This is a genomic window from Paraburkholderia phytofirmans (assembly GCF_046028095.1).
In the GTDB taxonomy this organism is placed as follows: domain Bacteria; phylum Pseudomonadota; class Gammaproteobacteria; order Burkholderiales; family Burkholderiaceae; genus Paraburkholderia; species Paraburkholderia phytofirmans_A.
On sequence record NZ_JAQQDJ010000001.1, the window covers coordinates 133,961 to 145,830 of the forward strand.

General features: G+C 62.4%; 11 protein-coding genes. 2 read left to right on the plus strand and 9 right to left on the minus strand.

The genetic code is table 11. The features are described from left to right. Window positions 1-11 precede the first annotated feature (11 nt). The 8 genes from PQR54_RS00650 to flhD form a co-directional block, all read right to left on the minus strand. Entirely contained in the window at window positions 12-1,874 is a 1,863-nt protein-coding gene (locus PQR54_RS00650) for a methyl-accepting chemotaxis protein (RefSeq protein WP_408243656.1), read from the minus strand. Window positions 1,875-1,917: 43 nt separating this feature from the next. Beyond that, on the minus strand, window positions 1,918-2,451 hold the full coding sequence (gene cheW, locus PQR54_RS00655) for a chemotaxis protein CheW (RefSeq protein WP_408243657.1): 534 nt from the start codon (window positions 2,449-2,451) through the stop codon (window positions 1,918-1,920). 69 nt (window positions 2,452-2,520) lie between these two features. Next, the gene (gene cheA / locus PQR54_RS00660) at window positions 2,521-4,797 is read right to left on the minus strand and encodes a chemotaxis protein CheA (RefSeq protein WP_408243658.1); all 2,277 of its coding nucleotides are present in this window, start codon (window positions 4,795-4,797) and stop codon (window positions 2,521-2,523) included. 87 nt (window positions 4,798-4,884) lie between these two features. Next, entirely contained in the window at window positions 4,885-5,262 is a 378-nt protein-coding gene (locus PQR54_RS00665) for a response regulator (protein ID WP_007179975.1), read from the minus strand. 84 nt (window positions 5,263-5,346) lie between these two features. Then, on the minus strand, window positions 5,347-6,354 hold the full coding sequence (gene motB / locus PQR54_RS00670; RefSeq protein WP_408243659.1) for a flagellar motor protein MotB: 1,008 nt from the start codon (window positions 6,352-6,354) through the stop codon (window positions 5,347-5,349). A gap of 21 nt (window positions 6,355-6,375) precedes the next feature. Continuing rightward, on the minus strand, window positions 6,376-7,236 hold the full coding sequence (gene motA, locus PQR54_RS00675; protein WP_006050895.1) for a flagellar motor stator protein MotA: 861 nt from the start codon (window positions 7,234-7,236) through the stop codon (window positions 6,376-6,378). 213 nt (window positions 7,237-7,449) lie between these two features. Beyond that, the gene (gene flhC / locus PQR54_RS00680; RefSeq protein ID WP_408243660.1) at window positions 7,450-8,010 is read right to left on the minus strand and encodes a flagellar transcriptional regulator FlhC; all 561 of its coding nucleotides are present in this window, start codon (window positions 8,008-8,010) and stop codon (window positions 7,450-7,452) included. 51 nt (window positions 8,011-8,061) lie between these two features. Next, the gene (flhD, locus tag PQR54_RS00685) at window positions 8,062-8,382 is read right to left on the minus strand and encodes a flagellar transcriptional regulator FlhD (protein WP_012434732.1); all 321 of its coding nucleotides are present in this window, start codon (window positions 8,380-8,382) and stop codon (window positions 8,062-8,064) included. 707 nt (window positions 8,383-9,089) lie between these two features. On the opposite strand from flhD, the gene PQR54_RS00690 reads away from it, so the two are divergent. Continuing rightward, the gene (locus PQR54_RS00690; protein ID WP_134457545.1) at window positions 9,090-10,154 is read left to right on the plus strand and encodes a glycosyltransferase family 4 protein; all 1,065 of its coding nucleotides are present in this window, start codon (window positions 9,090-9,092) and stop codon (window positions 10,152-10,154) included. 289 nt (window positions 10,155-10,443) lie between these two features. On the opposite strand, the gene PQR54_RS00695 is transcribed toward PQR54_RS00690, so the two are convergent. After that, entirely contained in the window at window positions 10,444-10,746 is a 303-nt protein-coding gene (locus PQR54_RS00695) for an H-NS histone family protein (protein ID WP_007179981.1), read from the minus strand. Window positions 10,747-11,035: 289 nt separating this feature from the next. On the opposite strand from PQR54_RS00695, the gene aqpZ reads away from it, so the two are divergent. Continuing rightward, window positions 11,036-11,776, plus strand: coding sequence for an aquaporin Z (aqpZ, locus tag PQR54_RS00700; protein ID WP_106303275.1), 741 nt, complete (start codon window positions 11,036-11,038; stop codon window positions 11,774-11,776). The last annotated feature ends 94 nt before the right edge of the window (window positions 11,777-11,870 follow it).

Consider the following 11,870-nt stretch of genomic DNA (forward strand, 5'->3'; position numbering starts at 1 on the left):
TGTGCCACTTCCTAGAATGTTTCCCAGTCCGCATCCGAGCCCGCCGTGGCCGCGCTTGCCGCGGCCGGACGTGCAACAGATTCGGATGCCGCGCGGGCCATCTTCGGCCTGAGTGCCGGTTCGACACGTGCGGCGCCTGCTTCGTGATTGCCTGACGCCGGTGCGGTGTTCGTCGCTGCCGTGCCTGCCGCCGGATGCGCTGCGCCGCCGTTCACGGATGCATGCGGCGCGGCTTTGGCCGCCGGCTTGCTCTTGCCGCTGGTCACACGGGACGCCGTCGATTGCGAACGCGTTGCCGCCGCGTTGTTATGCGCCGCGCCGCCGGCCACTTTCCAGCCGCTCACCACAGCCTGCAACTGACGCGTCTGATCTTCGAGCGATGCCGCCGCGGCCGCCGCCTGTTCGACCAGCGCCGCGTTCTGCTGCGTGACTTCGTCCATCTGCACGACCGCGCGATTCACCTGTTCGATGCCGCCCGACTGCTCCTCGGACGCCGCGCTGATTTCGCCCATGATGTCGGTCACGCGGCGCACGGCCTGCACGATCTCGTCCATCGTGGTACCGGCGCGGCCCACCAGCGCCGAGCCGCTTTGCACCTTGTCGACCGAGTCGCCGATCAGTTCCTTGATTTCCTTCGCGGCGCTCGCGCTGCGTTGCGCGAGGCTGCGCACTTCGCCCGCCACCACCGCGAAGCCACGGCCCTGTTCGCCGGCGCGCGCGGCTTCGACTGCCGCGTTCAACGCGAGAATATTGGTCTGGAAAGCAATGCCTTCAATCACGCCGATGATGTCGACGACCTTGTTCGAACTGCTCGCGATGTCCTGCATGGTCGTGACGACCTGGCTCACCACGTCGCCGCCGCGCGTGGCGATGTCGGATGCGTTGACGGCCAGTTGGCTCGCCTGACGCGCGTTCTCGGCGTTCTGCCGCACGGTGCCGGTCAACTGCTCCATGCTCGACGCGGTTTCCTGCAGCGACGCGGCCTGCTGTTCGGTGCGCTGCGACAGGTCGGTGTTGCCCATGGCGATTTCGCGCGCGCCGGTGTCGATCGATTCCGTGCTGCTGTGAACCGCCTTCACCATCGTCGACATGCTGTCCTGCATGCGCTTGATGCCCGCGAACAGGCGCCCGATTTCATTGCGGCTGAAGACGTTGATCGTCTCCGACAGGTCGCCCGCGGCGATGCGCTCGAAGCACGCGGTCGCGTCGGCGAGCGGCTGCACGATCAGGCCGCGCAGCGCGAAGCGGATACCCACCACGAGAAGCAGTGCGAGCGCGGTGACGGCGATGATCAGCGTCGTCATCAGCGAGATGTTCGATTGCGCGCTCGCCTGCTGATCCACGGCCTGCTGCTGCAAGCTCTTGATGACCGCCGAGGCCGCGTTGTCGTAAGACACGAACATCGGGCTGATCTTCGTATCCGCAATCGCGTGATAGGCAGCCAGATCGTTCGCACGCAGCGCGGCGAACTCGGGTTCCAGGCCTTCACGCATCACCGCCGTACGGCGCGCCAGCAGTTCGTCGAGTTGCGCCTGCTCCACGCCGTTCTTGGGCGCGTCGAGATACGTCTGCCAGCTCTGATTGCCCTTGCCGTACAACTCCTCCGCACGATCGAGCACCTTCTTCGCCTGCTCCGTGTCGCCCGCCGCGCTCAACGCATTGAAGCGGTCCAGCGACACGCGCGAGCGCAGCAGGTACGCCGAGGCATCGTCCAGCGCGTGAATGGCGATCAGATCGCCGCGCGCAATGCGGTCGAGCGACTGGCTCGCGCGATTCAGCGCGCTCAGCCCAAGTACGCCGACCACCACGGTCAGCGCGACCAGAATGATCCCCACCATCGTCAACGACGTGCGAATCGACCACCTGCTCAGCATTTCGATGCTCCCTATCCCAATCGTTTCGTGAAGGCTGCGGCCGTTAAGCGCCGAGCGTTTCGATCAGCGCCATTTCGCGGCTGGTCATGAGCTTCTCGATGTCCATCAGGATCAGCATGCGGCCGTCGACGGTGCCCAGACCCGTGAGGTACTCGGTCGTCAGCGTGGCGCCGAATTCCGGCGCCGGCATGATCTGGTCGGTAGCGAGCGTCAGCACATCCGACACGCCGTCCACCACCATCCCGACCACGCGATGCGCGACGTTCAGGATGATCACCACCGTCTGGTGGTCGTACTCGACACGACCCAGATGGAACTTGATGCGCATGTCGACGATCGGCACGATGATGCCGCGCAGATTGATCACGCCTTTGATGAACTCGGGCGCATTGGCGATCCGCGTCACGTTGTCGTAGCCGCGAATTTCCTGCACCTTGAGAATGTCGATGCCGTACTCTTCGGCGCCGAGCGTGAAGACGAGGAATTCCTGACCGCCGGCGTCTGCCTGCTGCGCGTCGCGGCGGCTCGCGCCGCTCGCGTTCGCGACGCTCGAATTGATGGATTGGACTTCTGCCACGTTAGCCCCCAAACGGTTGGGATGAAATGAGTTGAGTAAGTGTTACTGTTGCGGCGAATGTGACCGACATCATGCGAGGCTCAGCGCGCCGTGTGCATGGCGCGTTTCACGGTTCAACGCCGCCACGTCGACAATCAGCGCGACGCTGCCATCGCCCAGAATGGTCGCGGCGGAAATGCCGTGCACCTTGCGGTAATTCGTTTCCAGATTCTTCACGACCACCTGCTGCTGGCCCACCAGCTCGTCGATCAGCATCGCAAAGCGGCGCCCCTCGGTTTGCATGATGGTGACGATGCCTTGCGTCGGTTCCTGCTTCGCCCCTTCGACGTTGAACACTTCGTGCAACGCCACGAGCGGCAGGTATTCACCGCGCACCCGCACGACGCGCTCGCCGTTGGCGACCGTGTAAATGTCTTCGGCTTGCGGCTGCAGCGACTCCATCACGAAGTTCAGCGGCAGAATGAAAATCTCGTTGCCGACCTTGACCGACATGCCGTCGAGAATCGCCAGCGTGAGCGGCAACACGATGCGCGTGGTGCTGCCCTTGCCGGCGTGCGAAGTGATTTCCACGTGACCACCCATCGACTGGATGTTCCGCTTGACCACGTCCATGCCGACGCCGCGGCCGGATACGTCGGTGACCTGTTCCGCCGTCGAAAAGCCCGGCAGGAAGATCAGGTTCCAGACTTCTTCGTCGGACATGGTTTCGCTGACCTGCATGCCCTGCTTGGCCGCCTTCGCGAGAATCTTGTCGCGGCGCAAGCCTGCGCCGTCGTCGCTCACTTCGATGACGATGTTGCCGCCGTGATGCGCGGCCGACAGCACCAGCTGACCCGTCGAATCCTTGCCCGCCGCGCGCCGCGCTTCCACGGTTTCGATGCCGTGGTCGAGACTGTTGCGCACGAGGTGAGTCAACGGATCGATGATCCGTTCGATGAGGCTCTTGTCGAGTTCGGTCGCTTGCCCGAAGGTGACGAGTTCCACTTCCTTGCCGAGTTTCGCCGCCAGATCGCGCACCAGTCGCGGGAAGCGGCTGAACACGTAATCCATCGGCATCATGCGGATCGACATCACCGCTTCCTGCAGATCGCGCGCGTTGCGCTCGAGTTGCGCCATGCCGTTGAACAGGCGGTCGTGCAGTGCCGGGTCGAACGTGCTGGTGGTTTCCGCGAGCATGGCTTGCGTGATCACCAGTTCGCCGACCAGGTTGATCAGCTGATCGACCTTTTCGACGCCGACGCGAATCGAGCTGCCTTCCGCGCCGCCCGCTGCCGCAGCCGGACGTGCCGCCTTGCGATCCTGCTCGGCGGGTGCGGCTGCGCTTGCTGAAGCTGGCGCCGGTGCGCTCGTGGTTGCCGCGGGTTGAGCCGCGGCCGGCGCTGCTGCGGCCGGGGCTTCGAACAGGCCGTGCGTGGCCGTTGGTGCGGGTGCAGCGGTGCCGGCCGCCGGTGCCGGCGATGCTGCGTGGTCCGCATGATCTGTCTGTACTGCTTGCGCCGGGGACGAACCGGCAGCGTCGGGCGTTCCAGGTTCGCCTTGCTGCGTGTCGTCCGCCGGTGCGGTGCCGCGGCCGATCACGATCTGACTTTCGTCGATCACGAAACAGCACACGGCGATGATGTCATCGGAGGTCACATCGGTCGCGAGCCACAGCGTCAGATCGCCGCCGCTCTTGACCTGCCCGACGATGTTGCCCAGGTTGCCGAGCTCTTCGGCCAGCAGTTCCTGGTCCTTCTCACCAACGCCCCGTAGCGTAATTTTCAGATGGGGGCCGGTTTCTTCGCCGGCTCCCGTGGCTTGCCCGGTCTGTGCCGGTTCGCCGTCAGTCCATTCACCCGCCGCCTGCACCGCCTGTTCGACGACGTGCTCCGGCGGGGTGCCGCCCTGTGCTGCCTGTACTGCCTGTGTTGCAACTGGTGCCGCGCTCGCCGCAGCGGCCGGTGCCACACCGTCGCGGCTTTCCGCGTTCAGGCGTTCGAGCTTCGCGCAGATCGCCTTCGCGGTGGCCGCGTCCGGCTCGGCGCTCGCGCGGTAATCGGCGAGCTGGCCGGACAACACGTCCTTGGTTTCGAGGAACGTGTCGATCATGTCCTTGCGCAGCACGAGTTCGTTATTGCGCGCGCGGTCGAGCAGCGATTCGAGAATGTGCGTCGTTTCCGTCAACGCGGTAAAACCGAACGTCGCCGCGCCGCCCTTGATCGAATGCGCCGCGCGGAAGATTGCCGCGAGGTCTTCGGGGTCCGGGTGAGCGATATCCAGATTGAGCAGCAACTGCTCCATCTGCGCGAGCAGTTCGTCCGCTTCGTCGAAGAACGTCTGATAGAACTGAGTGATGTCGAGTGTCATGCCTGGGTCACCGCGAGAGTTCCTGTCTTGGCTTGGGCTGCCGTGCCGCCGCGTCGAGAGCTTCTATAACTGGGTCTATGGTGGCGCTTACGCGTGGTCTGGTTCGGCTAGCGCCGCCACCAGTTCGGTCAGCATGTCCGGGTCGAGCGGCTTTTCGATCCAGCCGGTCGCGCCCGCGGCCCGTGCCGCTTCCTTGAACGGCTCGCCCGATTCCGTCGTGAGGACGAGGATGGGCGTGGCCTGGTAAGCCGGGTTGTTGCGCAGCGCGGCGATCAGATCGAGGCCGGTCTTGCCCGGCATGTACTGGTCGGTCAGCACGAGGTCGAACGACATGGCGAGCGCGTTTTCGAGCCCTTCGTTGCCGTCCGCCGCGAGCGTCACCTCGTAGCCTGCCGTCGTCAGCGTGGCGGCGAGAATCTGCCGCATCGATGCCGAATCGTCGATTGCCAGGATGTGCCTGATCATGAAAACCTCGCTGCACGTACGCTATGGATCGTCCCGCCGTCCGCGCCGGCACGGCGCGTGAGTCAGCGGGACAATCGCTGTCTGTTACTGGGCCGACGGCACCGCCGCCGGCAACTTCGGTGCAACCGTCACTGGCTGCGCAAGCTTTTGCAGCAACGGCTTGGAGCCGGCTGCATCGTCCGACAAGGTGGTCGTGGTGGAGTCGTCATGATTCAGCGCCTCCTCCGACTTCCTGTTCAGCACGATGATGCTGATGCGGCGGTTCTCCGGATCCATCGGGTCCGCCTTGTTCAGGTTCTGCGTCGACGCGAGACCGAGCACGCGCATCACCTTCGCTTCGTCCATGCCGCCGGCGATCAGCTCGCGGCGCGACGCATTGGCGCGGTCCGCGGACAGTTCCCAGTTGCTGTAGCCCTTCTCGCCGCCCGCGTACTGCGCGGCGTCGGTGTGGCCCTGCACGATGATGCGGTTCGGCACGTCGTTCAGCGTGTGGCCGATTTCGCGCAGGATGTCGCGCATATACGGTTCGACCTGGTCTTTCGCGGTCGCGAACATGGGCCGCTTCTGCGAGTCGACGATCTCGATGCGCAAGCCGGTCAGCGTCGAGTCGATGCGGATCTGCTGCTTGAACTGGCGCAGCACCGGATTCGCTTCGATCGCGGCCATCAGCTTGACCTGCAGATCGTGCAGGCGAACCTGCTCGCGACGCTCCAGCTCGCCCTGCAACTGTTTTATCGAGTCTTCGCTGCCGTGCGCGGCGCTGTGCTCGGCGCGGTTGTTCGAACCGTCGCTGGAGCGCGTCACGCCTTGTGCGTCGGTCGAGATATCGCGGCCGCCGCCCTTCAGAATGCTCGAATCCTCGGCGCTGCGGTCGCCGCCCCACAGCGTGATCTTCAACGGCTGGTTGAAGTAGTCGGCAATGCCCCTCAACTGCACCGTGGACGCCGAACTCAGCAGCCACATCAGCAGGAAGAACGCCATCATCGCGGTCATGAAGTCCGCATAGGCGAGCTTCCACGCGCCGCCGTGATGGCCGGCTTTCTTCGGCGCGGAGCGCTTGACGACAATGGCGCGGTCTTTGTCCTTGCTCATCGGTTCGGTTCCCGGCGCCCTTTATTTGGCCTTGACGCGGCGCACGTGCTCTTCCAGCTCGGCGAACGACGGGCGTTCAGTCGAGAAGAGCACCTTGCGGCCGAACTCGACGGCAATCGCCGGCGCGTAACCGTTCAGGCTGGCCAGAATCGTCACCTTGATGCACTGGAACATCTTGGTGGACTCGGTCACGCGCTGTTCGGCGACGCTCGCGAGCGGCCCGATCAGCCCGTACGAAAGCAGAATCCCGAGGAAGGTGCCGACCAGCGCCTGCGCGATCATCTCGCCGAGCACCGCGGGCGGCTTGTCGGCGGAGGCCATGGTGTGCACCACGCCCATCACCGCGGCCACGATACCGAACGCAGGCATTGCGTCGCCGACCTTGTTCAGCGCGTGAGCGGGCGCCTCGCCTTCCTGGTGATGCGTCTCGATCTCCTCGTCCATCAGGCTTTCGATTTCGAACGCATTCATGTTGCCGCCCACCATCAGACGCAGGTAGTCGGTCAGGAATTCGATGATGTGATGGTCCGCGAGAATCTTCGGATACTGGGTGAAGATCGGACTCTTCGACGGATCGTCGATGTCCGCTTCCAGCGTCAGCGTGCCTTCCTTGCGCGCCTTGGCCAGCAGGACGTAGAGGAGCGCCATCAGCTCCATATAAACGTCCTTGTTGTACTTCGCGCCCTTGAACAGGGTTGGAATGACGCGCAGCGTGGCTTTGATCGTCTTCATTCCGTTACCCAGAATGAATGCGCCGACCCCGGCGCCGACGATCATCAGCACTTCAACGGGCTGCAGCAGCGCGCCGAGATGGCCGCCTTCCAGCGCGTAACCGCCGAAAACGGACAAAAGCGTCACGAGTGTTCCCACGAAAATCAGCACTGCCGAGCCCTCACAAAGAAGCGACGGTGACCGTCGTTAATCTGGTTTACGGCAACGAAGCGGAAAACTTTGGCGGAAAAGCGGCTCGTCGCTCCGGTGTAAACCAGAGGCGGATGCGGCCGGTTGGCGGGACCGCGTGTCGCGTGAACGGGCTGCAAGGCCCGCCACACGGGAGATGGAAGGCGGCTCGCGCGGCGGCGGCCGCCCTGTGGGTCAGGCTTCGAGAGCGGCGAGGCTCTCGCGGGCCCGGGCGTCGGCGAATTTCTTTGTCTTACCGGCGCGCGAAGGCGGCTGGCACAGGCCGCAGACGAACGCGTGCTGCGGATCGTGCGCATGCGCGACAAAATGTCCCCCGCAGCGACAGCAGGCGGTCATTTGCAGCATTCCCGAGTCGAAAAAGCGCACCAGCGTCCAGGCGCGCGTGAGACTGAGCACGGGCTCGTCGTCGTGCAGCTGGACGTGTTCGAGGTAGAGCCGGTAGCTCTTCACGATCGACTGGATCGTCGGGCAGCCGCCGTGGCCGGCCATGAAACGGTAGATGTTGTAGAACAGCGAGGAGTGAAAGTTCGGCTGCCAGGTCATGAACCAGTCGGTCGAAAACGGCAACATGCCCTTGGGCGGCGAAACCCCTTTCAGTTCTTTATATAGCTTGATGAGCCGGTCGCGCGACAGACTGGTTTCCGCTTCCAGCAATTGCAAACGCGCGCCAAGCTCGATCAGTTCGATCGCCAGGGTGATTTCCCTGACTTCGAGCACAACACTCTTATAGGCCATCCGTTTGCGTTTCCCCCGTCCTGATCGCTTTGTTTGAATTACAACGTGCCATCAGCCGAGGTGCTCGACTGGCTGGCTTGCCATCAGGATCGCGGAATGCGCCTGGGCCACGGCGCTGGATTTGCCTTTGTCCGCCAGAGCGGACAGTACGGCATGGTCGTCGAAACGGAAACGGCACAACACCTGATTGGACGCCGCCAGCTTGACGGTCTGCGCCAACGACAGATTGGCGAGCACATCGGCTAACTGGTCCGAAATCCCCATGCGAAACATGCCCATCGGCTTGTCTTCGCGCAGCAGTCGCTGGGCGAGCAGGAGATAAGACAGGTTGACTTCTCTGATCTCATTGAGCATATCGCTTGTCGCGCTCATGATTCCCCCGGGGTGTATCTGGCTGGTCAGGCCGTTACGGAAACGTTTGCTCGGACGCGCGCACTTAAACCGCACGAATCGGCTCGTTTCTGGTCTTGCGAGCATTGTGTCGAAAGGGGGAGCGGACGAAAATCGGACAGACACCCAGCCTTATTGACGGATTAATCCGTCATTCGTGTAGGAATTTTTCCTACAAAGGCGAGTCGGGGAGCGGGTTTGGAGGGAGCGAAGACGCGCGATCTGGAATTTTCCATGCGCCTTTAACACGCTGCTTTCACCGATGTGAACCAGATGGTGAGTCTCGTCAACTCATGGCCCGCACCGTTACAGCGGTGAGCGGGAATTATAAGACGTTTTCACTTCTCTGCAATGCGTACCGTGTAGGCGTCGCGCTCCACGTGTCGGGCCCGCGCCTTGCTGGTGGCTTCTTAGCGTTCGAATAATCATCCGGCGGCGTTTCCCAATTAGGGAGATAGGCGTCCAGACGACCTGTAACGCGCCATGTTTCGCGCTGTAACAACATTAAGCGTTTGAAAAATAACTCGAATTAGCGCGGCTGATCCCGATAATGAAGCTAAGGGATTACCCGATGCAGGTTCGGAACACCCCCGGGCGGCGGCTTACCGCGCCCAACCGTCCGTCAGGCATTCGCTCCTCGCTCTACTCGAGCGCCGCTGTGCGATGCCGTTCTGATTAGGAGAAAACGCATGCGAATCGCACAAATTGCGCCGTTGTATGAAGCTGTTCCGCCGAAACTTTACGGTGGCACCGAACGCGTCGTGTCGTACCTGACCGAAGCACTGGTCGACCTCGGCCACGACGTCACGCTGTTTGCTAGCGGCGACTCGGTCACCTCCGCGAACCTCGACGCCTGCTGGCCTCGTGCGCTGCGCCTTGATCCGACGATTCGCGACGCGCTGGCTCCGCACGTCCTGATGATGGAAAAGGTCCGCAAGGTTGCGCACGAGTTCGACGTGCTGCACTTCCACCTCGACTACATGCCGTTCCCGCTCTTCACGACGATGGACACGCCGTTCGTGACGACGCTGCACGGCCGCCTCGACTTGCCGGAACTGCAACCGGTGTTCGATGCGTTCTCCAACGTGCCGGTGGTCTCGATTTCGGATTCGCAGCGCGCACCGCTGCCGCAGGCGAACTGGCTCAACACGATTTATCACGGTCTGCCGGAGCAACTGCTCACGCCGCAAACCCACAAGAAGCCGGAGTATTTGGCGTTCCTCGGCCGCATTTGTCCGGAGAAGCGCGTCGATACAGCTATCAAGATCGCTGCACAAAGCGGTTTGCCGCTGAAGATCGCCGCCAAGGTGGACAAGGCCGACCAGGAATACTTCAAGCGCGAAATCGAGCCGCTGCTGTCGCTCGCGCATGTGGAATTCGTCGGCGAGATCAATGAAGCGCAGAAGCCCGAATTCCTGTCCGGCGCCAAGGCGCTGCTGTTCCCGATCGACTGGTCGGAGCCGTTCGGTCTCGTGATGATCGAGTCGATGGCGTGCGGCACGCCGGTGATCGCGTTCAACCGCGGCTCGGTGCCGGAAGTGATCGATCACGGCGTGACGGGTTATATCGTGGAGGACGTGCAAGGCGCGGTCGCGGCGCTGCAACGCCTGGACGAATTGTCGCGCACCGAAATCCGCGCCCAGTTCGAACGCCGCTTCAGCTCGAAGACGATGGCCCAGAATTACGTCGATGGCTATTCCGCACTGATCGAAGCCACGCGCCGCCCGGTGTTGCGTCAGGTCGCGGTGGGCTAAACGCGGCGGTCAAGCGGCCGGGCAGTTCTCGCTCTGCCGCTTGACTATCGAAATTCGCCGCTTACGGCGTTTCCGATTTGCAGATCAATAGTGAGTCAATTTGTCGTGTGAATCGTTTGCGCGAGCGGCAAATCCAAGTTATCCCGCTTCTTTGTCCAGAAAAGCCGCCCCTCAAGGGCGGCTTTTTTAATACGGGTATGGATGCGCTTCCATCGCGGATTACCACTCAGCAAATAAAGACCGAGTGCAATAAACCTTCAGTTGGCTTTCGCCTCGACCGGCAATCAGCTCAAGCCGCACCAATCAAAAAGCGCTCGCGATTCTTACCGACGATCCACTTGGGCGGTTTGCCGCGCCCGCTCCACGTATTGCCCGACTTCGGATCCTGGTATTTTGCCGGCAGCGGCGCCTTCTTGGGCGGGCGGCCACGCTTGGCGGCGACCGCAAAGCCGAGGTCTTGAGCCGTCAGACCGTATTCAGCGATCTTTTGGCGGATGTCGGCGACCACATTGTCGATTTCAGTACGCCGCGCTTCTTCTGCCTGTGCCTGCAATTTGGCGATCTGCGCCTTGAGGTCTGCATATTGAGACATTCCGGTTCTCCCCTTTTCTAGAACTCATTGGCTCGCAGACTAACTGCAATTATAAAAATTCGCAATGGACAAGAATACCGATTAAGCAAGATATCCTCTGATAATTATTAAGATCGGCGAATTGTAAAACGGCATCTTTATCTCGCAATAAAAAGGTAAAGGCGACACCACATTGACAATTCTTGACACCTGATTTGGCAGCCTTTCCCTAGAATTGCGCGTTCCCGGTATGCAGACGGACTTAGCCGCGCGTGCTAGCGGAAGCCTCATCTTTTTAGGATTACCAATCATGCAGCTGTCAAAGCGCCTCGCTGCCGAGTTGTTCGGCACTTTCTGGCTCGTGCTCGGGGGCTGCGGCAGCGCTGTCCTTGCCGCCAACTTCGCCGGCCCGGTTCACGGTCTGGGCATCGGCTTCGTGGGCGTGTCGCTCGCGTTCGGCCTGACCGTGCTGACCATGGCTTTTGCGATCGGCCATATCTCCGGTTGCCATCTGAATCCGGCGGTCAGCGTCGGCCTGACCGTCGCGGGGCGCTTTCCGGCGCGCGACCTGCTGCCGTACATCGTTGCCCAGTTGATTGGCGCCGTGCTGGGTGCGCTGGTGCTGTCGCTCATCGCGTCGGGCAAACCCGGCTTCGATCTCGTTGCCAGCGGCTTCGCAAGCAACGGCTATGGTGAGCGCTCGCCGGGCCACTACTCGCTCGCCGCGGCATTCATTTGCGAAGTGGTGATGACCGGCTTCTTCCTCTTCGTCATTCTCGGCTCGACCGATAAACGCGCGCCCGCCGGCTTCGCGCCGATCGCCATCGGCCTGTGCCTGACGCTGATTCACCTGATCTCGATCCCGGTCACCAACACGTCGGTCAACCCGGCGCGTTCCACTGGCCCGGCGCTCTTCGTCGGCGGTGCGGCGATGGATCAGTTGTGGCTGTTCTGGGTTGCGCCGATCCTCGGCGCAGTGATCGCCGGCGTGTTGTACCCGGTTATCGCCGAAAGCCGCAGCGGCAATTCGCAGAAGCTGGCGCTCGATTAATTCGCGCGCAGTCGTTTGGGCAACAAAGCGGGCGCTCAGGCGCCCGCTTTGTTTTGCGGTGGACGGCGCCAGGATCTCGATATCCGCCGCGATG